The organism is Thiomicrospira sp., assembly GCF_036568485.1.
GTDB lineage: Bacteria > Pseudomonadota > Gammaproteobacteria > Thiomicrospirales > Thiomicrospiraceae > Thiomicrospira.
In genome coordinates this window covers 1-21,412 of sequence record NZ_DATCSL010000059.1, presented here as the reverse complement: position 1 = coordinate 21,412, position 21,412 = coordinate 1, and the positions used below count along the sequence as shown (strand labels likewise).

Here is a 21,412-nt window from a genome sequence, read left to right as displayed (position 1 = left end):
AATACCATATTATTGGGTTAATAATTGGTTTACCGTTAACCAGAGTGGTTCATGTCCACCGCTCATGGTTAAGTCAGTGAGATATTGACCATTTACAATTAAACTTGGTACACCTTCAATGCCATAGGCTTGCGTTAGGCGCTGTGCTCGACGCATCGCTTGATCGATTTTAAACGATTCAAACATCGCGATAAAATCTTGTTTAGATGTACCAAACTGACTGTGAAACTGGGCAATATCTTCCAGATTAAAAAGTGGTAATTTGTCACGGTGTAAAGCGTGAAAAAATGGCACATGTGATTTTTCAACAATACCCAATTCTTGGGCAGTTAAAAACACCTTGGCCATAAACACCCAGTTTGGGTTGTTTAATACAGCTGGAACGCGTTCGAAATGAACCTCGTTTGGCTTTGTTTTTAACCAATCATGCAAACTAGGTTCTAAGTTATAGCAGTGTGAACAGCCGTAATAAAAGATCTCCACCACTTGTTTTTTATATGGTTCAATCGATTGAGGTTTGGGTACTTTTTTATAATCTTTCCCCAAACTTAAGGTATTAGCCAAACTGAATGAACTAAATCCTGTTAATAAACCTAAACCGGTAAGTTGTAATAATCGACGTCTAAACATAACGGACTCCTATTTTATAACTCACCGTAAGAATGAAGGCCGGATAGGAAGATATTTACACCTAAGAATGCAAAGGTTGTAATAAATAAACCGATTACCGCCCACCATGCCATAGGTGCACCATGCCAACCTTTGGTCATTCGAATATGTAACCAAGCGGCGTAGTTAAGCCAAACAATTAATGCCCATGTTTCTTTTGGATCCCAAGACCAATAACCGCCCCAAGCTTCGGCCGCCCACATAGCGCCTAAGACTGTTGCGACCGTAAAGAAAGCAAAACCTATCGCAATTGAGCGGTACATAATATCGTCCATAATGCGTTGAGTCGGAAGTCCGCTCAATAAACGGCTTTGAGGGTTATGTTTTTCCAATCGCAAACGAATTAACATCGCAACCCCAACCATAGCGGCAATCGAAAAACCGCCGTAACCAACAAAGTTAGCTGGTACGTGTATTTTCATCCACCAACTTTGCAGGGCAGGAATAAGCGGTTGAATTTCATGTGATTGGCGATCAAATACATACCATAGAACGAATAAAACCGATGCACTCATTACTAACATTACAAAACCACCCATAGCACGGGTTTTGAATTTTTGTTCGTAATAGAGGTACATAAGAATCGTCATAACGATAAATAAAATAAATACTTCATATAGGCTACTAACAGGGATGTGACCGTAATCAGAGCTGATTAGATAAGATTCATACCAACGCACCATGATACCTACAAAACCTAAAGTAGCGGCTGTCCAGGTAATAAAAGTAGAAACTTTATAAATAAAGTCGGATTGTCTAAATAGGCCAAAGAAGTAGGTGACCGTGCCTAATAACACCAAGAAACTCATCCACATAATGGCGGCTTGGCTTGAAATCAGATATTTGAGAAAAAATACGGTTTCATTGGCTTGATAGAGATTTCCATTCATTTGGTAAAACCAAATGGAGACCAAACTTATCGAGGCTACAAAATAAGCATGGGTTTGGAAACTTTTCCAATACCAACCAAGCCATATTGTGGCTAATGAGACGCCAAATAATATGGCGACTTCATAACGATCCATATTGTCAGCATAAATTTGCCAAGCAACAAGACTTCCAATTAAAACCACTAACGGCCAAATCCAGTCACGCAGTGAAAAGCTTTGCCAAATTGTATTTTTATTTGTGTTTTCCATAAGAGCCCGACCTATGATTTAAGTTGTGTAACAAATTTTTGAAATTCTTCTTCTGTTTCCGGTAGTTTTTTGTTGTCTTTTCCGGCAATCGTTACTTCTGTTTTATCGCCCGCCGATTTTAAATGTATCCAAACACGACGTTGGCGAACATAAAACATAAAGAAGACCCCCATTATAAGCATGGCGCTACCAAAATAAACCACATCTTTACCAGGAGATTTAGTGATCTGTAATCCAGTGGATTGGATCTGCTCAAAACTGGTTAGTTCAAAAAATAACGGTGGACCATATCGATGTAGGCTGGCAATCGCGGTTAACGCGTCTTCAAACCACAGTTGATGCTCTTGGTTAATATTATCTGCGTCATCTCTAATAATGCCTTCTTCATCCAGGATATGCAGATAAAGTGTTTGTAATGAGCTGGCTAATTGATCGTAATAAAAGGCCATAACCTGCTCTTGTTGATCTTGCGGCACATTGGTTTCTACAAAACGAGCGATACCATCAAAACCGGTTTGGCGGAACAGGTTAATGAGTTGACCAAATAAACGAAGTTGAGTTTGATAGGTCGATTCTTCCATGTTCTCAGGTTTTGGCACCATGTTACTGAGCACGGTTTCTCGTGCTTGTGGGTTATTTAACAAAGCTAAAAACTTAAAGAAACGATCTTTACTACGATTGGCATCGGCTGGAATAAATAAATAACGGAAAGGTTCGGCCACCGAAGTTCTAACTCCGCTCATGAAAAACCAACGGTCTTCTTGTTTATTTGGAATCATGAAGTTTTCATATTCCCAAGCTTTACCTTGTTCATTGCGGACTTTAAATAATACACTTGGGCCATTATTCTGCATTTTTCGGCCGGTTAGTTCGGCTTCTTCTTTGTCTCTAGGCACGATGTTATAAAGTTTGAAATCTGTAAATTCAATGCGGAATTGGCCAACCGGTGTAGTTAAAGATTCATTCTTATTTATGGCTGATTCAACAACCGAGTTGCTGATGTTGGGTGAGGCTAAAGCATGCACGTTAAAGTTAACTTTTGATCCACCGTCGCCATAGGATGACTGATAAATCGCGTAATCTTTGTAATAAAGCGGGTGATTTACTTCAATTGTTTTAGCTAAGGGTTCTTCTAAATCATCGGCATAAAGCAGTATGTCACTTTCATATGATTTAGGCATGCCGTTGTCGTAATAATCTAACCGGAAATCGGTTACTTCAATTCTAAAAGGTAATTGTTGAACCAAATAACCATCACCATAGGGCAAAAACAATACATCAGCATCCCGTCCTTCAGTGATATTTACATTACCGCGATAGGAGTAGTTATCAGCTGACAACCAAGCTTTTGGATCAACATCATTTAAGGAAACGTTACGTGTTTCTGGAGCTAAATTTCCTGTCCACTCACTAAATTTTAAGTATAAGTTGCCATCCATTAAGGCTCCGATACAAATAATGATGATTGAGATATGACTGAAAAAATAGCCTAATCGGTTCCAATGACCTTTTAAACCCGCAAGGGTAATGCTGCCATCCTCTTTTTGATGTGTACGGTATCGAAAACCATGGCTTTTAAGTGTTTTAATTGCGTGTTGTTGAAGGTTTTCAGTTGTTTGATCTAGGGTAAAACTAACGTGATTTGGTTGGTGCTTTAAAGCATTTAATGAAAGTTTTTCACTAAATTGTTTCATGTCCTTAATAAATACTGGTGTATTGCGACTTACACAGACGCCAGTAGAAACTAGTAAAAACAATAAAACCAGCATAAACCATGAAGCGCCATAGACACTATAAAGATCTAATTGACTGTAAACCTCATGCCAGAAAGGGCCAAATTTAATAATATAATCCTGAATAACCTGATTCTGTTGTAAAACCGTACCAATTACTGAAGCAATCGAAAGCATTACCAATAAAGTAATGGCTAAATTCATGGAACCTAAAAACTCTAACCAGATGGGGGTTTTGCGATTAGGCTTGGACATATTTTTGTTTTCAGACATAAGAGTTTTCTTCAATTTTGCGGATTTAAAAGAATCGGTTGGCGTATGAGTATATACTTCTCACTGTTAATGTTAAAGGTAAAAAAACCGTGATTACTCAACACCCTCTGTACCAAAAGGCGGCTTATTTAAAAAGCGCGCCTAACTTATCACACTGTCCACAAGATGAAGGTTACGAAGTCGCATTTGCAGGTCGTTCGAATGCTGGAAAGTCGAGTGCGCTTAATGTTATCACGTCACAAAAGAGTTTAGCGCGCACCAGTAAAACGCCTGGCCGAACCCAAATGATTAACTTTTTTACCTTAGATGAAACACGCTACTTGGTAGATTTACCCGGTTACGGTTTTGCGAAGGTAAATGTAAATGTGAAAAAATTATGGGAAGCCGGTTTGGCTGAGTATGTTGAAAAGCGTCAAGCCTTAAAAGGTTTGATTTTAATGATGGATGTGCGCCATCCATTACAACCCTTAGACCTAATGATGTTGGACTGGACAAAAGAACTGAATTTGCCGGTTCATATTTTGTTGACCAAATCAGATAAGTTTAAACGCGGCCCAGCTAACAGTGCGTTACTTGGAGTAAAAAAGGTTTTAAATGATGACTATCCGCATGCATCCGCTCAGCTTTTTTCATCGTTAAACCGAGATGGTTTGCACCAGGCCTGGTCGAAACTGGATGAGTGGTTTGAGTATCAAGCTCAACAAGATAAACCCGACGCATAGTCAATAACGCTTAAGAACAAGATTTAAGGAAACCTCATGACACAATTTGACGATAAAATCCTAGCCGTAAAAAATTACCTAATTGGCTTACAAGACGACATTTGCGCACAGTTAGCCTCAGAAGACGGCACCAAAGACTTTATCGTAGATAATTGGGAGCGTGAGGGTGAAGAAGGCGCGATGGGGTTAACCGGTGGCGGACGGTCGCGTGTATTAGAGGCCGGTGGCGTGATTGAAAAAGGTGGCGTTAATTTCTCACATGTGCGAGGTAAAACCTTGCCAGCCTCGGCCACAGCACATCGTCCTGAGTTGGCGGGTCGTTCGTTTCAAGCTTTAGGGGTATCTTTGGTAATTCACCCAAAAAATCCTTATATTCCAACCTCTCATGCCAATGTACGTTTGTTTATCGCCGAAAAACCAGGTGAAGAGCCAGTTTGGTGGTTTGGTGGCGGTTTTGATTTAACTCCCTATTATCCGTTTGATGAAGATGTGAAGCATTGGCATCAAATGTCAAAACAGGCTTGTGATCCATTTGGTGAGGCGATTTATCCAAAATATAAGCAGTGGTGTGATGAGTATTTTTATCTAAAACATCGTAATGAAACCCGCGGTGTAGGCGGCTTATTTTATGATGACCTTAATGAATGGGATTTCGATACCTGTTTTGCATTTATGCGTTCGGTGGGTGATCACTTTATTCAAGCCTATCGCCCGATTGTTGCCAAGCGTAAAACCATGCAATATGGTGAGCGTGAACGTGATTTTCAGCTTTATCGTCGTGGGCGTTATGCCGAATTTAATTTGGTATTTGATCGCGGCACTTTGTTTGGACTGCAAACGGGTGGGCGCACTGAATCTATTTTGATGTCAATGCCGCCGCTTGCGAGCTGGAAATACGATTATCACCCAGAGCCAGGCACAGCTGAAGCTAAATTATATGACTATTTAAAGCCTAGAGAATGGCTAAGCGAATAACAGCAGGCCTGGTGATTGTTTGTAGGAAAAAATATGCCAATAGACGAACTAAAAATTCGCATTGATAAATGGCTATGGGCCGCGCGTTTTTTCAAAACGCGCGCGTTGGCGTCTGAGGCTGTCAAAGGTGGCAAAGTTGAAATTAATGGCCAAAAACCCAAACCCAGTAAAACCGTTCAATTAGGCGATAAATTACGCGTTACTCAACCACATCGTAAAGTTGAAATCAAAGTGCTTGTCTTGTCTGATCGGCGTGGCTCGGCTGATCAAGCCGCTAGTTTATATGAACTCATTTTGGAAGAAAGACTTCAACGAAAACCGACCGCTGATATGGCCTTAGTAGGTTATCGTGAAAAAGGCGCAGGTCGTCCCACTAAACGCGATAGGCGTAAAATCGATTCATTCGATTATTCTTAACCGCTTAACTTTAAGCTGGTGAAGTCGATTCATGATCGAGATTTTGATTGATGAGAGTTTCGAGCTCGTCGAACTTAATTGGTTTATGAATATAGCCGCAAGCGCCCACTTGTTGGGCTTGGTTATTCATGTCTATATCACCATGTCCACTCATGATTAAACAGGGAATGTTCGACAAGATGGCTTTTATTTTGGTAATTAAAGTAAAGCCATCCATACTCGGCATGCGCACATCTGTAATCACAAAGTCGACCGGCGTTTGTTGGATGACTTTTAATGCTTCTAAGCCAGAGATTGCACTGATCACCTTGTAGCCAGTTGTTTCTAAACGCCACTTTAGCATTTTGATAATCGCTGGTTCGTCATCCACTAGTAATATTGTGCTCATGATGGAATCTCAGATAGTTTATGGGGAATTTGCATTATAAAACGCGTACCTTTTCCTAGTTCTGATTGTATCATGAGATTAATATTAAATTCTTGCAGAATATTATGTACGATGGATAACCCAAGTCCTGTGCCTTCTCCGGCCTCTTTGGTTGTAAAAAAGGGGTCAAGGCAATGCTGGCGTGTCATTTCATCCATCCCGATGCCATTATCTTCAATCACCAGCGTGACGAATTGATGATCGCAGTGGAGTTTGATTTCAATTTTTTTAGCTCGAGTATCTTTAAGCGCACCTAAAGCGTGACGTGCATTGGTAATTAAATTGACGATTACTTGTTCAAATTTTTGGGTTTCGATCAATATTTGAGGACAGCTGGTATCAATATATTCAACCAGTTCGATTGAATTAATACGAAGCTGTTCTTTAAAAAACGATAAGGCCGAGTTAAGCGGATGTTGAGGTTCCACCCAACGTTTTGGTGAGGGTTGTAAGCGTGCAAACGAACGCATGTTATTGATGATTTGAGTGGCACGATCTACCTGATCAATTACATCTTGTGCTATTTCGACTTCAAAGGCTTGCGGGTTTTGATCTTGTAATGAATGTTTAATGCCTTCTGCACCTAAACGTATGACGGCCAAAGGTTGGTTAATTTCATGTGCTATACCTGTCGCCATTTCACCTAATGACTTCAAACGACTGGCGTGCGCCATTTGAGCTTGATAGGCTAATTTAGCTTCAGCCGTTTTTAATGCATCAATATCTTTAATGACTAATAAATAGCGCGCGGTATCTTCTGAACCTTCTATTTCAAGATGAGTATCGAACTTTGAGGCAGATAATAAACCGAAATGCTTACCATGGCTGTTGAGTTGAAAATTAACTTCTAAACTTTTTTGGCCTAGGGTTTTGAGCTGGCTTAATAATCTTTGGTTTTTCTGGCTGGTTTGAAAATATTCTTGGATAAAGTGACTTTGCAAGGTTTCCAAACTGACTTCTAGTTGTTGTTGGGCGGATAAGTTGGCATCTAGGATACGCCCTTGGTGGTCAATTAAGAACAGCATATCTTGCATAGTGTTGAGAATTTGTTGGTTGTATCGATTCGAGTTATAGAGTTTTTGTTGGGACTCTACCATGGCTTTCCATAGTTTTTGAGTTGCCGACCAAATCACAAATAGCAGCATGGCTAAAATGCTTAAAATGAAAAAGAACTTACGCGAGATTTCATCTAATAAAGTATCGTAGTTTTCTGGATTTACAAAATAAGTGACGCTGGCTAAAAGCTCTAGCGAATGTTGATCATAAAGGGGTGTAACCACTTTAAAACAATCTTGGCAGTTACTTTTTCCACGCTGCAATGAGCGATTATGATTCGGAAAAAATTCGGGGTTGAATTCAATTTTTATACCTTTTACAAAGGGTTTTTGATGTTGCTCATCGTTATAAAGCAGAATTTTCCCTACTTCACGTTGCAATAAAAACGCATCATCCAATACGGTTTTGTGCATAAGTTCACGGCTTAAGGATTGGGTAAGTAAATTGGCCTGTGATTGTGCTTCTTCATGCAGTCTGGGTTGTAGCACATAATAAAAATAAATAAATACCAAAAGAATGATGCCCATAGATAAGGCGATAAAAATTAAGCCTAAGTTCCCGGTTAAACGGTGAGTGCTTTGGTTATTCATAATGTTCGGCCACTCTGACAAAAAAGGGTTTTAAGACAATATTTTTATGTTTTAGTTGTTTTGTATTAATTTGAGGACGCACTTGTTCTTTTACTGAAATGCCGGTGTCAGCTCCCATTGATACCGCTTGATAAAAGGGCGAAAAACTTAATATTTGATGTTGTGTAGTAAATTCAAACAGTCGAGATGTTTGTAAATCTGGATGGCTAATAAAAAGAATTTGGATATCGTCAGAATTTAGCGTTTTTTCTAGTGTGCGGATGCTGATGGGTTGATTAAGCGTTTTTTTGAGTTGTTGAGCGACTATTTCAGCTTGATGTCGATTTTGTTGATACACAATCACAATCGACTGCTTGGTTTCGTTCGGCGTTGTCACAATGGACTTAACCAGTGTTGGAAAAACCTCAGTTCCCACCCACAAATAAGCCTCATCGCGCTGATTAAGGGCAAGGCTTAGATTGCTGTATAACATAAATATCAGCAAAAATAGGGGGCGCATCATCCGTTTAATAAAGCTAACTCTGTCTGAGGATAAGTAAAATGAATTATAACAAAGCTGAGGATCAACAGGTGACAGGATTTGATGTAAAAAAGCCTTGCTTTAATCGATGGATCAAAGCAAGGCTTTATGAAAAACGCGACGTGAGATTTAAGCGTTAGCTAAAGCGGCGCGTTTTTTCTCAACTAGGTTATGGATAATTGGCGACATAAGTAAATCCATCGCTAAAACCATATGTTCTGAGTTGTATACCAAGGTTTCTGGAGTTTGTAACCAAGCACCTGGAATTTTATCGGCGATCTTCTGTAGATCAATGTCTTGATGGCGAACATGCGTCACCATTAAAGAGTTTTTGGGTTCTGGAACCAAAGCCGCTTCGTCTTCTAGTGTTGAGAAGGGATCAGAAGTATCGACTAATGGCACACGGTGGAAGTTGATATGAGTGCGGTGGAACTGAGGCACCACATATTCAATATAGTCTTCCATGCGCTCTAAAATAATATCGCGTACTTGACCTACGCTATATGGGCGCTCAGATGTATCGCGGTAAATTTTCTGCATCCATTCAATGTTGACGACTGGACATACACCAATGCCAAGATCAACATGTTGTGCCACATCATAAAATTCAGCGTCTTCTTTTTCATTTTTCACGCGACGAACCATGCCGTGAAGACCTTCATAGAACAGGATGTCTGTGCCTTCAGGGATGTCTTCCCAAGGTGTAAATTCGCCAGGACTTAAGTTGGTACCCAAACGCGCATTTAATTCAGCCGCTTCTTCATCACTGTGAATATAGTAACGACGCTTACCACGACCGGTAGAGCGGTATTCACTGAACAACTGTTCTAGTTTTTTAAACTCGTTTGCATACTCAGAAAAATGCGTAAGCACACGGCCGCCACTTTCCTTGCTTGCCGCTACTTTTTGTTTCATAGTCGCACGGTCATACTTGTGAAAACTATCGCCTTCGATAATTGCCGCATTTAGATTTTCACGCTTGAAGATTTCCTCTACCGCACGTTTTACAAATGATGTACCAGCACCAGATGAACCGGTGACAGTAACAATAGGATGAACTACAGACATAAACAGCCTCCATAATAAAAAATGAATGGTTTCATTCATTCGACCAGGCCTGGTCAGGATTTAAATTAAAAACTTTAAATCACACCTGTGAACAGGCGTGATTATTTAAACATCAATATTTTCGGCTTTAAGCGCATTGGATTCGATAAAATCACGACGCGGTTCAACATGCTCACCCATGAGCGTGGTAAAGATCTGATCGGCTTCAATTGCATCTTGGATTCGAACCTGCAATAAACGTCGAGTTTCCGGATTCATGGTGGTTTCCCATAGCTGATCCGGATTCATTTCACCTAGACCTTTATAGCGCTGGATACCTTGACCTCGTTTGGCTTCGTTCAGCAACCAATCTAATGCTTCTTTGAAAGAGTTAATCGGTTGTTGCTTTTCGCCACGTTGTACATAAGCCGTTTCCGTTAATAAGCCATGTAACGTATCACTTAGTTTGCTAAACAAACTGTACTCTGGCGAGAGGAAAAATTCCTCACTGTAGATTTGTGAACTTAAAGTTCCGTGTTCACGTTGTTGCAGGCGAACTTGGAATTTTGATTCGCCTTCTAGCGCAGGCTCAACCTGAAGCTGGTAGGTCACTTTTTGCAACTCACCAATCGCTTGAAGGCGAGGCTCAATTTGTTTAACCCAGTCGGTTAAAGCATCAAAGTCATTTAACATCACCGGTGTAACATTCTTAACGTCTGTGAGTAATTCTAAGAAAGTTTGATTGTAACGGCGTGCTAAACGACGAATGGTACGGTTAACTTGTAAGAACTGCTTTGCTAATTGCTCAAGCGCCACTTCTTTAATGCTAGGACCTTGTTCAGAAACCCATAAGGCAGCTTCATCTAATGCGCTATTCAGTAAATAACTTTCAAGCTCGGTATCGTCTTTTAAGTAAGCTTCTTGCTTGCCTTTCTTAACCTTATAGAGCGGAGGTTGAGCAATGTAAATATAGCCGTTCTCAATCAATTCAGGTGTTTGACGGTAAAAGAAGGTCAAAAGTAGGGTACGAATATGTGAGCCATCGACGTCCGCATCTGTCATGATAATAATGCGGTGATAGCGTAGTTTCTCTATATTGTATTCTTCTGGACCAATGCCACAACCCAAAGCGGTAATCAGTGTGCCGACTTCAGCCGAAGCAATCATCTTGTCAAAACGAGCACGTTCAACGTTTAAGATCTTACCTTTTAATGGCAAAATCGCTTGAGTACGACGATCTCGGCCTTGTTTGGCTGAACCACCAGCTGAGTCACCCTCCACCAAGTAAAGTTCGCTTAGAGCGGGGTCTTTTTCTTGACAGTCGGCTAATTTGCCAGGCAGCCCGGCGATGTCGAGTGCCCCCTTGCGGCGTGTCATTTCACGTGCTTTACGGGCGGCTTCTCTGGCACGTGCCGCATCGACAATTTTAGCGAACACAGCTTTGGCTTCATTTGGGTTTTCGAGTAAAAACTCGGCCAATTTTTCGTTCATCGCGGTTTCAACCGCGGTTTTAACTTCAGATGAAACCAGTTTATCTTTAGTTTGTGATGAGAATTTTGGGTCCGGTACTTTTACCGATATAACCGCAGCCAAACCTTCTCGCGCATCATCACCAGAAATATTGATTTTGAATTTCTTGTTCAGACCTTCTTTTTCAATATAGCTATTCAGGGTACGAGTCAGCGCGGCTCGGAAACCTGATAAATGGGTACCGCCATCACGCTGTGGAATGTTATTGGTGAAACAAAAAATCGATTCTTGATAAGACTCCGACCACTGGAGAGCAACCTCAACCGTAATATCATCACGCATAGTGCTGAAGTGAAATATTTTTGAGTTAATGGGAGTCTTATTGGTATTGATAAAATCAACAAAGGCATGAATCCCGCCTTCATATTGGAATACTTGTGAGCGGTTATCACGTTTGTCGATGAGCTCAATGTGCACGCCAGAGTTTAGGAAAGAAAGCTCACGCAGACGTTTTAAGAGGTATTCAAAGTTAAATTCGGTAATGGCAAAAATATCAGGGCTTGGTTTAAAGCGAATTTCCGTGCCGGTTTTATCCGAGTCACCTACGGCAGTCATGGGGGTTTGTGGTACACCTAAATGATAGGTTTGTTTCCATACCTTACCGCTACGATGAATGGTTAATTGAAGCTCTTCCGATAAAGCATTCACCACGGAAACACCCACACCATGTAAGCCACCCGATACCTTATAAGAGTTATCGTCAAACTTACCACCCGCATGCAATACCGTCATAATGACTTCGGCGGCAGACACGCCTTCTTCTTTATGGATATCGACTGGAATACCGCGGCCATTATCGGACACCGAAACCGAATTATCGGTGTGAATAATCACTTTGATCGTGTCGCAATGGCCTGCCAGCGCTTCATCTATCGCGTTGTCGACCACCTCAAACACCATGTGGTGTAAACCGGAACCATCATCAGTGTCACCAATATACATACCCGGTCTTTTACGAACCGCATCTAGTCCTTTAAGGACTTTTATCGAAGAAGAATCGTATTGCGTTTGTTCAGTCATAGTTAGCTACTTTTTACAGGCCATTAAGTCATCGGATTCTACCACAAAATTTCCCTATTTGTTGAGTTGGCAAAGTTTGCACAGGCTTAGATGGATTGGATTTTGCCCTGCTGAATTTGAAAGCGAGCGGTATTATCTGGGTTCAGGATCGGAATTAAGTCGGCCGCCGTAGTGGTAACGAGATGTTGAATATTTAGGCTTTGTAATAATGACATTAAAGTACAGCGGTGTGGGCTGTCGAGTTCAGCTGGCAAGTCGTCAATTAACATGATGACAGAGTTTTGAGTTTGGGTTTGCAAATATTGAGCTTGTGCCAGTAATAGAGCGCAAACAAATAACTTTTGCTGTCCACGCGACAAACTGACCAAGGGCTCTTGTTGCTGAATGCGAAATTTTATATCGGCTCGGTGGCAACCGTACTGGGTGTGCCCGAGTTGAACATCACGCATATAGTGTTCATCCAAACAAGTCGCATAACTGGCTTGATTCGCGGGCCATCCAGGATAAAACCGCACATCAATTTGGCTATCTAGTTCCGGCATCAGATGCTGAATAAAATCTGTTAAATAGGGAGTTAAAGCGGTTAAATAGTCTGCTCTTAAATGGTTAATTTGCTCTGATGTTTCAATTAGCTGCGCATCCCACAAGCGAGTTTGGACACTAGGTAACTGTTTTTTTAAACTATGGTTACGCTGTTTTAGGGCACGCTGGTAGTTTCGCCAAGCCTGAATAAAATTGGGGTGGTGATAAAAACAGCCCCAGTCTAAAAATTGACGGCGGGCTTTCGGGCCTTCTTCTAAAAGACGGTGGCTTTCAGGTGTTAAAAGCTGAATGGGTAAATGGCGCGCGAGTTCTGACTGGTTTTTTAAATTTTGGCCGTCAAGACGTAGCTCGAGTCCCTGTGCGCTGCGTTGTAAGCCGAGTTTATGAACGTGATCACCCTGTTCAACTTCACAATAAAGCGTCATATCGGTGTGATTCAATTCAATCAATTGTTGGGGTTTGGTGGTGCGAAATGATCGACCGGAAGCCATCACCCATAATGCCTCGATTATCGAAGTTTTGCCGGCCGCATTATCGCCTATAATGATATTTAAACCGGGTGAAAAAGATAACCAGGCCTGGTGTAAGTTGCGAAATTGGGTGAGTTGCAGTGTTTTAAGGCGAGCCATGCATTTTCAATCAATAAAAAAACTCATTCTACCATGATCTCGATACACTAAGATTTGCAAGGCTAGGTGATTGATTTGAGTGTTTGTCGTTAATTTACTTGCAATTTTTGCTGGGCTTCTTTAAAATTCGCTGTTCTCTTTTTTCGATCGAAATTTTGTAATAGGTAACTGACATGAAACGTACATTTCAACCAAGCGTAATCAAGCGCAAGCGCAATCATGGTTTCCGTGCTCGTATGGCAACTAAAAATGGCCGTAAAATTCTTGCGGCGCGTCGTGCAAAAGGTCGTGCACGTTTAACTGTATAGAGTTAAATGAGCACCCCTTGCGTAAGCATGGATGCCTTATCTGGTGAGCAACAAGTCGACTTGTTGCGTCACCAAGATTTCCCAAAATCCCTCCGCCTACTTTCCCCAGCCCAGTTTCAATTTGTTTTTGCTGATGCGCAAAAATTCGCTAATCGACATTGGACACTCATTGTCCGCCCAAATAATTTGCCCATTCCGCGTTTAGGTTTAGCCGTCTCTAAGAAACAATTACCGCGTGCTGTGTGGCGCAACCGTGTCAAAAGAATCGCGCGTGAAGCATTTCGTCAACATAAGCTTGAGCTATGCGGGTATGATATTGTGGTGTTGGGGCGCAAGGGTATGCAGGATATGGATCGTTTGACGCTGGCCAACAGTTTTCAGCATTTAATTCAAAAGATTCAGGCAAGTAATCTAAAAAATAAACAGAGTTAAGGAATAAGCATGAATATGAGAGCATTTTGGTGGATCGCACTCGCCTTCACCGCCATGTGGATTTGGTTTGAGTGGATGAAGTTTAGTGCGCCAGAGCCGGTAAATTCAACAGCAGCAGAGATTCACGCTGAACGTCCATCTGACGTACCGGCTGCTAATATGCCTTCAACCAATACCGCGCCAAGTGCTCAGTCTGGAGATCAGTCGGTGCCACAGGCCACGACCCAAATAGAACAAGGCCAGCGTATTCGTGTGACGACTGACACCTTAGCTTTGGAAATTGATACGCTTGGTGGTGACATTCGCGATGCCAAAATGCTGCAACATGGTATGCCAAATGATCACGATACCCCTTTTCACCTAATGGCCGATCAAGGTCCGCTTATTTACTTTGCACAAAATGGTATTGCGGTACCACGAAGTGCCAATTTGCCTGCGCCTACGCATCGTGCTGTTTACCAAGTTGAACAGCGTGATTATCAGTTAAACGGCGATCAATTACGGGTACCAATGGTGTGGAGTGAAGGCGGCATTGAGGTCACAAAAACTTATGTGTTTACCAAGGGTTCGTATTTAATTGATGTTGAATATGATGTGCGCAACACCTCCGACCAGGCCTGGTCAGGAAGTTTGTACTCGCAGTTCGTGCGTACCGCGCATGACCCTTATTCGTCTCGTATGATGTATACCTATACTGGGCCAGTTTATTACGATGATCATAGTGAAGATAATAAATATAATAAAATCTCATTTAGTGACATCACTGAACAGCCGCTAGAAAACCGTCAGATTCAAGGTGGTTGGGCCGCGATGATTCAGCATTATTTCTTAACCGCCGCGGTACCAAATCAAGAAGCAACCAATACTTATTACGCCAAAACTCTGGATCAAGGTCGTTATGCGATTGGTGTGGTTGAGCCCAGTGTGAAAATTGAAGCGGGCCAGTCTGATGTGCTGCGCAGCCAGATTTATATTGGCCCAACTGAGCAAAACGTGCTTAAAAAGATAGCACCAGGCCTGGAAAAAACCATTGATTACGGTATGTTCACTATTTTAGCGGAACCGTTATTTTGGTTGCTTAATCATATTAACAACCTAATCGGTAACTGGGGTTGGTCAATTATTGCGCTGACCATTTTAATTAAGTTGGCCTTCTACAAGCTTTCGGAAACCAGTTACCGTTCTATGGCACGTTTGCGTAAATTTCAGCCCAAGTTAAAGCAGCTGAAAGAAAACTATGGCGACGACAAAGCTTTATTCCAACAAAAAATGATGAAGCTTTATAAAGAAGAAAAAATCAATCCGCTGGGTGGTTGTTTGCCAATTTTGGTGCAAATGCCAGTATTTATCGCGCTCTATTGGGTGTTGATTTATTCGGTTGAAATGCGTCAAGCAGAGTGGATGTTGTGGATTACTGACTTATCCGCCAAAGATCCTTACTTCATTTTGCCGGTATTGATGGGTCTAACCATGTGGATTCAGCAAAAACTAAACCCAACCGCGATGATGGACGAAATGCAACAAAAGGTAATGAAGTTGTTACCCTTTATCTTTACCTTCTTCTTTATGTGGTTCCCGGCCGGTCTCGTACTATATTGGTTGATGAACAACATTCTATCGGTTTCTCAACAATGGTATATCACGCGTAAAATTGAAGCGGGTGAAGCCAACGAATCCAATGAAGTTAAAAAGCGCTAATTCGCGATTGTAAAAAGCCACGGTAAAACGTGGCTTTTTTTTAAACGATAAATAAATGATGATTATTGAAATTTTAATTTATGCATTAAGTGGCGTGGTGACCGGGTTATTAGCTGGTTTGTTGGGAATTGGTGGTGGCTTAATTCTTGTACCCGTTCTCAGCTCAGTATTTTTAATATTTCTGCAGACCGAATACATTGTGCATCTCGCGATTGCTACCTCGTTAGCGACGATATTAGTTACTGGCCTGTCTTCTGTTATTAGCCACCATTATGAACGCGCAGTTCAGTGGCAAGTATTTCGTGCGATGTTAATTGGAATACTAGTGGGAGGGTTTGTTGGCGCTTGGAGCTCACAATTCTTTTCAACCTTTTGGTTATCTAAGCTCTTTGGTGTGATGGAAATCATGGCCGGACTTTACATGATTCGGGGTAAACCACCTCATGCAGATCGTTGCTTACCAGGCTTTTTACCTTTAAATACGGTTGGTTTGGGTATAGGTAGTTTATCTGCCTTACTGGGTATCGGCGGTGGATCGATTTCAACGCCCTATTTGCAGTGGCATAACCTTGTCATGCAAAAAGCGATTGCGACTTCCGCCGCGATAGGTTTGCCCATCGCATTGGCTGGTACCTTGGGCTATATGCTAGGGGGTCTACAAGTTGAAAACCTACCCGCCTATACCACCGGTTTTGTGTATTGGCCCGCGTTTATTGCGATAGTGAGTATGAGTGTTTTTACAGCTTATTTGGGTGCTAAGTTGGCTCATCGACTGCCTATCAAAGCCTTAAAGCGCATGTTTGGTTTATTGCTTATTGCTCTAGGCATTAAAATGTTGTTTTTCTCTTAACCTGTTACATTAGTGAAAAACAGCAGAAAATAATTTTTAAAATAAAAGTCTAATAAAAACAATAAAATAATAAGTTTAAAACCAGGTTGTCCACAGGGTTTATGCAACACTTATCCACAGGAAGGCTCTATTTTTAAAAGTTATTCACAGGTATAATCAGCCAAAATAATATTTAGCCTAATTGACTGGTATTTTGGGCTAATGCATAAAGCTAATGTGAGGAGTGTCAGTTTTGAGTCATTTATGGTCGCAAAGTTTAAAGTTCTTAGAGAATGATCTAAATGAACAACAGTTCCACAGCTGGATACGCCCTTTAAAAGTTATCGAAGAAGAATCTGTTATTCGCTTGCTAGCTCCAACGCCTTTTATACTGGATTGGGTTAACCGTAAGCTGATGAGTAATATCCGTGAAGCAGTGCACAAAGTGGTACCTCACAATCCCCCGCAGGTAAGATTGGAAATCGGTGAGTATGATACACACGCACCAGAGCCAGAAGCACGCGTACCTCAACCATTACAGCAACCCACTCAATCTCAAGCTCCAGGTGCAAAAGTTGACACAAATAAAAAAACGATCAAGCATAAATTAAACCCCAACTATACCTTTGATAACTTTGTCGAAGGTAAAGCCAATCAGTTAGCCGCGGCGGCGGCTCGACAAGTAGCAGATAACCCAGGTGGCAGTTATAACCCTTTCTTTATCTATGGTGGCGTTGGTTTAGGTAAAACCCACTTAATGCATGCCATCGGTAATGCCTTAATTGAAAAGAATCCACAAGCTCGAGTTGCTTATTTACACTCAGAAAGCTTTGTTGCCGATATGGTGAATGCATTACGACATAATAAAATAGAAGATTTTAAGCGCTTTTATAGATCATTGGATGCCTTATTAATCGATGATATTCAGTTCTTTGCAAACAAAGAACAATCCCAAGAAGAATTTTTCCATACGTTTAATACCTTGCTAGAAGGTAATAAGCAGGTTATCCTCACTTCTGATCGTTTTCCAAAGGAAGTAGATGGTTTAGAAGACCGTCTCAAGTCCCGATTTGGTTGGGGCTTAACCATTGCTGTTGAGCCGCCAGAGTTTGAAATGCGTGTTGCGATTTTAATGAAAAAAGCCAGCGAAGCCGGTTTTTCATTACCTGAAGATGTGGCCTTTTTTATAGCTAAGCGTTTGCGCGGTAATGTACGTGAACTCGAAGGTGCACTAAAGCGTGTGGTAGCTTTTGCCCAGTTCACTCAGCGAACATTAAGTGTTGAAATGGTGAAAGAGGCGCTTAAAGACTTGTTGGCTTTGCAACAAAAGATGGTCACGTTGGAAAATATTCAAAAAACGGTCGCTGATTATTTTAAGTTACGTGTCGCCGATATGCTTTCTAAACGTCGTACTCGCAATGTTGCCAGACCAAGACAAGTCGCGATGGCTTTGGCTAAAGAATTGACGCACCATAGTTTGCCAGAAATTGGAGATGCTTTTGGTGGTCGAGATCATACCACTGTATTGCACGCGGTGCGTAAAGTTAAAGAGTTGCGCGAAACCGACCATAGAATGGATGAAGACTTTAATAAACTAATTCGAATTATAACTTCTTGAGGCTGTTAAGATGAAATTGACCTTGAAACGTGAAAACCTCCTAAAAGCCCTACAAACCGTGGCAGGTGTGGTTGAGAAACGTCAAACCATGCCCATTTTAGGGAATTTTTTATTTCAAGTATCGCAATCATTTTTGATTGTGACAGGATCGGATTTAGAGATTGAAACTCGATCACAGACTGAACTCGATCAGGTTGAAGGTGATGTTTTAGATATTACCTTGCCCGCTCAGAAGTTATTAACGATTGTGCGCTCTTTACCTGATGGCGTTTTAGTGACACTTGAGTTTGATGAGGTGCGTTGTACTGTAAAAGCTGGGCGTTCTTCTTTCAAACTTTCCACCTTGCCGGGTGCCGATTATCCCCATATCGACTTGACCCAAGCTCAACTAGGATTTCGATTGATGCAAGGTCAGTTCAAACAACTGATTCAGCACTGTAGTTTTTCGATGGCGAGTCAGGATGTGCGATTCTATTTAAACGGGATGTTGTTTGATATCACTTCAAGTTCTTTGCGTCTGGTTGCAACAGATGGTCACCGTTTATCAACCTGTGCGTTAGAGGCAGACTTTGGCGAACTTACGCCGACTCAAGCGATTGTGCCGCGTAAAGCGATTATGGAATTAAGTAAGCTATTGGTAGATCAAGATGAAGAGATTCAGATCTCTTTAGCCAAAAACTACCTAACCGTTCAGTTTTTAGATACGGTGTTTACTTGTAAGTTAATTGATGGTCGCTACCCAGATTATCGCCGAGTTATTCCACAGAATAACGATGTTTTTGTGCAAACAGATCGTGAATTGTTAAAGGCCATATTGCAACGTTCTGCTATTTTGTCGAATGAACGTTTTAAAGGGGTTCGTATGGTTTTAGACCAAAACTTACTTACAGTTCATGCACAAAATAGTGAGCAAGATGAATCGCATGAAGATATGGCGATTGATTATCAAGGCGAAAAAATTGAAATTGGTTTTAATGTAAGTTATTTACTTGATGTAATTAACTCGGTAAAAGATGATTGCATTACCTTAAGCTTAAAAGATAGCAGCAGCAGTTGTTTGGTTGCGGCTGATCTTGACAGCATGTCATGTCAGCATGTCATTATGCCGATGCGTTTGTAATTCAAGGAATACTAAATTTCTTGATCTGTCTCAACATTCATTATTTCTCCATTTTTTCAAACAATCACTAAACCCCTATTTTATAGGGGTTTTTTGGTTTTTATTCCTTTAAAAAACAACAAGATAGTTCTTTAGTTAATTTATATTACAGTTTGATTATATAAAATAACACTATCATTAGTTCTAAAGTTTTATTGGTAGGCGGTACGTAACTCTTCTATATTGATTGAGCTCGTTCAAACAAATTAAATGAGGTTGAATTCATGAAGAAGTTAATTTTACCCGCCGTCGGTTTATTGCTGACCTTTTCCGTTCCCTTTGCTCATGCGGTAGACCGTGGCGAGTTGTTAGCGAATAGCTGTTTCTCTTGCCATGGTTATGATGGACAGGTTTCAGACGCTAAGATTCCACCGCTTGCTAACTATCCAGCTTCTATGATTGTGTCGCAAATGAAAGCTTTTCGTGATGGAACTCGTACCGCTACCGTTATGGATCGCCATGCAAAAGGCTATACCGATGAAGAAATCGAGTTAATGGCTCAGTACATCGGTAAACAAGGATCATAGGAGAAGTATTATGAAAAACATTATTCAATCACTTTCACGTCGTCAATTAATCCAATTAGCCGCAGCTGGTATTGCCGCACCAACCGCTGGTTTAGCATTAAGTGGCTGTTCACAAAATGGCCGCAAAGGCGCAGGATCCGTTATTGTTATCGGTGGTGGATTTGGTGGGTCGGCGGCGGCTAAATATTTAAAACGTTATAACGGCGATTTGAATGTCACCTTAATTGAACCTAATACAACCTATGTTACTTGCCCAGGTTCAAACTGGGTGATTGGCGGCATCGCTGAAATGACTCAAATTACGCACAACTATGATGCGGCTAAAAAGAATGGCATTAACGTCATTCATGAAATGGTGACTTCAGTTGATCCAGAAAAACAAAGCGTTAAGTTATCAAGCGGAAAGACTTTAAATTATGACAAGTTGGTTATGTCGCCAGGTATTGACTTTAAGTTGGACGCGCATGAAGGCGTAGATACAGACACAGAAAATCATTTACCTCATGCCTATAAGGCAGGCGATCAGACCTTATTATTGCGTGATCAACTTCGCGCCATGAAAGATGGCGGTACGTTTGTGATGGTGGCGCCACCTAACCCATTCCGCTGCCCTCCTGGGCCCTATGAGCGGGCGGGCATGATTGCGCATTATTTAAAAAATAACAAACCTAAATCTAAGATTTTGATTTTAGATCAAAAAAATGCCTTTTCAAAACAAGGTCTATTCCAAGAAGGTTGGCGTAATAACTACGGTCAAATGATTGAGTGGGTCGCCATGCAAGATGGTGGCGAAGTGAAAGGATTTGATGTGGCCAACAAAACAATTGACGCAGGTTATGGTCAAGTAAAAGGTGATGTCATTAACTACATCCCACCACAAAAAGCAGGCAAATTGGCGTTCAGCGTAGGTTTGACTAACGAAAGCGGATTCTGCCCAGTTAATCAGCAAACGTTTGAGTCAACGATTCATAAAAATATTCACGTGATTGGTGATGCTTCAATTGCTAGCCCAATGCCTAAGTCAGGGCACTCGGCTACTAGCCAAGCGAAAACGACGGCGGCTAATATTGTGTTGGAATTAGCCGGCCAAGAACCGATTTCGGCGAAAAATGTGAATACTTGTTATTCATTGGTCACACCGGATTACGCGATTTCGGTTGCGGCTGTTTATGACTTTAAAGATGGCAAAATTGCTGCAGTACAAGGCGCAGGTGGTGTGTCACCGATGGGTGCTTCGCCAGAATTCCGTAAACAAGAGGCGGAATACACTCGTGGATGGTATCGCAGCATCACTAACGAAGTTTGGGGTTAAACTTGAGCTAAATCCTGATTAAACCCGCCTATGGCGGGTTTTTTATTTCTAGTAATTTTTAATAAGAAAGGATTTTTATGCGTATTATTTGGCTATTGTTATTAAGTTTCTCACTGATTCCAAGCTGGGCTGAAAAGCCGCAGTTAATGGCTTTGGAAAACTATGAAGACCAAGCGATTGAAGGCTGGTTGGTGAGTGAGAAGTTAGATGGGATAAGAGCCTACTGGGATGGTCGAAAC

General features: G+C 41.4%; 20 protein-coding genes. 11 read left to right on the top strand and 9 right to left on the bottom strand.

Annotated features, from left to right (window positions below; all coding sequences use genetic code 11):
- Window positions 1-9 precede the first annotated feature (9 nt).
- The 3 genes from VIM91_RS06325 to VIM91_RS06315 are packed head-to-tail and all read right to left on the bottom strand — an operon-like array spanning window position 10 to window position 3,814.
- Window positions 10-630 (bottom strand): thiol:disulfide interchange protein DsbA/DsbL, encoded by a 621-nt coding sequence (locus tag VIM91_RS06325; protein ID WP_331863971.1) that lies wholly within the window; start codon window positions 628-630, stop codon window positions 10-12.
- 14 nt (window positions 631-644) lie between these two features.
- Window positions 645-1,808: a c-type cytochrome biogenesis protein CcsB gene (gene ccsB, locus VIM91_RS06320; protein ID WP_331863970.1), complete on the bottom strand. Its 1,164-nt coding sequence runs from the start codon at window positions 1,806-1,808 to the stop codon at window positions 645-647.
- Window positions 1,809-1,819: 11 nt separating this feature from the next.
- Complete coding sequence (locus VIM91_RS06315; RefSeq protein WP_331863969.1) at window positions 1,820-3,814, bottom strand: cytochrome c biogenesis protein ResB; 1,995 nt, start codon at window positions 3,812-3,814, stop codon at window positions 1,820-1,822.
- Window positions 3,815-3,906: 92 nt separating this feature from the next.
- Here VIM91_RS06315 and yihA point away from each other — a divergent pair, with 92 nt between their 5' ends.
- From yihA to VIM91_RS06300, 3 genes are read left to right on the top strand one after another with little or no spacing between them, the layout of a single operon-like run.
- Window positions 3,907-4,536 carry a ribosome biogenesis GTP-binding protein YihA/YsxC gene (gene yihA, locus VIM91_RS06310; protein ID WP_331863990.1) on the top strand — a complete coding sequence of 210 codons (630 nt, stop codon included), beginning with the start codon at window positions 3,907-3,909 and terminating at the stop codon, window positions 4,534-4,536.
- A gap of 36 nt (window positions 4,537-4,572) precedes the next feature.
- Window positions 4,573-5,511, top strand: a complete 939-nt coding sequence (gene hemF, locus VIM91_RS06305) for an oxygen-dependent coproporphyrinogen oxidase (RefSeq protein WP_331863968.1) — start codon at window positions 4,573-4,575, stop codon at window positions 5,509-5,511.
- A 33-nt stretch (window positions 5,512-5,544) separates the two neighbouring features.
- Window positions 5,545-5,928: an RNA-binding S4 domain-containing protein gene (locus VIM91_RS06300; protein WP_331863967.1), complete on the top strand. Its 384-nt coding sequence runs from the start codon at window positions 5,545-5,547 to the stop codon at window positions 5,926-5,928.
- 10 nt (window positions 5,929-5,938) lie between these two features.
- On the opposite strand, the gene VIM91_RS06295 is transcribed toward VIM91_RS06300, so the two are convergent.
- From VIM91_RS06295 to recF, 6 genes are all read right to left on the bottom strand, one after another.
- Window positions 5,939-6,316, bottom strand: coding sequence for a response regulator (locus VIM91_RS06295; RefSeq protein ID WP_331863966.1), 378 nt, complete (start codon window positions 6,314-6,316; stop codon window positions 5,939-5,941).
- Entirely contained in the window at window positions 6,313-8,001 is a 1,689-nt protein-coding gene (locus VIM91_RS06290) for a PAS domain-containing sensor histidine kinase (RefSeq protein ID WP_331863965.1), read from the bottom strand. The genes VIM91_RS06295 and VIM91_RS06290 overlap by 4 nt, the downstream gene beginning before the upstream one ends.
- On the bottom strand, window positions 7,994-8,473 hold the full coding sequence (locus VIM91_RS06285; RefSeq protein ID WP_331863964.1) for a YfiR/HmsC family protein: 480 nt from the start codon (window positions 8,471-8,473) through the stop codon (window positions 7,994-7,996). The genes VIM91_RS06290 and VIM91_RS06285 overlap by 8 nt, the downstream gene beginning before the upstream one ends.
- A 177-nt stretch (window positions 8,474-8,650) precedes the next feature.
- A complete protein-coding gene (locus VIM91_RS06280) occupies window positions 8,651-9,589 on the bottom strand; it encodes a phosphoribulokinase (protein ID WP_331863963.1) in 939 nt (312 codons plus the stop codon).
- A 105-nt stretch (window positions 9,590-9,694) separates the two neighbouring features.
- Complete coding sequence (gyrB, locus tag VIM91_RS06275) at window positions 9,695-12,118, bottom strand: DNA topoisomerase (ATP-hydrolyzing) subunit B (protein WP_331863962.1); 2,424 nt, start codon at window positions 12,116-12,118, stop codon at window positions 9,695-9,697.
- Window positions 12,119-12,204: 86 nt separating this feature from the next.
- Window positions 12,205-13,290, bottom strand: coding sequence for a DNA replication/repair protein RecF (recF, locus tag VIM91_RS06270; protein ID WP_331863961.1), 1,086 nt, complete (start codon window positions 13,288-13,290; stop codon window positions 12,205-12,207).
- Window positions 13,291-13,463: 173 nt separating this feature from the next.
- Between recF and rpmH the strand changes: the two genes are divergently transcribed.
- The 8 genes from rpmH (at window position 13,464) to VIM91_RS06230 (ending at window position 21,173) form a co-directional block, all read left to right on the top strand.
- Window positions 13,464-13,598 carry a 50S ribosomal protein L34 gene (gene rpmH, locus VIM91_RS06265; protein ID WP_029933481.1) on the top strand — a complete coding sequence of 45 codons (135 nt, stop codon included), beginning with the start codon at window positions 13,464-13,466 and terminating at the stop codon, window positions 13,596-13,598.
- 6 nt (window positions 13,599-13,604) lie between these two features.
- On the top strand, window positions 13,605-14,030 hold the full coding sequence (gene rnpA / locus VIM91_RS06260) for a ribonuclease P protein component (RefSeq protein ID WP_331863960.1): 426 nt from the start codon (window positions 13,605-13,607) through the stop codon (window positions 14,028-14,030).
- 9 nt (window positions 14,031-14,039) lie between these two features.
- Window positions 14,040-15,728 carry a membrane protein insertase YidC gene (yidC, locus tag VIM91_RS06255; protein ID WP_331863959.1) on the top strand — a complete coding sequence of 563 codons (1,689 nt, stop codon included), beginning with the start codon at window positions 14,040-14,042 and terminating at the stop codon, window positions 15,726-15,728.
- Window positions 15,729-15,783: 55 nt separating this feature from the next.
- Window positions 15,784-16,578, top strand: a complete 795-nt coding sequence (locus VIM91_RS06250) for a sulfite exporter TauE/SafE family protein (RefSeq protein WP_331863958.1) — start codon at window positions 15,784-15,786, stop codon at window positions 16,576-16,578.
- A 232-nt stretch (window positions 16,579-16,810) separates the two neighbouring features.
- Complete coding sequence (gene dnaA, locus VIM91_RS06245; protein ID WP_331863957.1) at window positions 16,811-18,175, top strand: chromosomal replication initiator protein DnaA; 1,365 nt, start codon at window positions 16,811-16,813, stop codon at window positions 18,173-18,175.
- Between the two features lie 10 nt (window positions 18,176-18,185).
- Window positions 18,186-19,295 carry a DNA polymerase III subunit beta gene (dnaN, locus tag VIM91_RS06240; protein ID WP_331863956.1) on the top strand — a complete coding sequence of 370 codons (1,110 nt, stop codon included), beginning with the start codon at window positions 18,186-18,188 and terminating at the stop codon, window positions 19,293-19,295.
- Between the two features lie 263 nt (window positions 19,296-19,558).
- Window positions 19,559-19,861, top strand: coding sequence for a c-type cytochrome (locus VIM91_RS06235; RefSeq protein WP_331863955.1), 303 nt, complete (start codon window positions 19,559-19,561; stop codon window positions 19,859-19,861).
- A gap of 10 nt (window positions 19,862-19,871) precedes the next feature.
- Window positions 19,872-21,173, top strand: coding sequence for an FCSD flavin-binding domain-containing protein (locus VIM91_RS06230; protein WP_331863954.1), 1,302 nt, complete (start codon window positions 19,872-19,874; stop codon window positions 21,171-21,173).
- The last annotated feature ends 239 nt before the right edge of the window (window positions 21,174-21,412 follow it).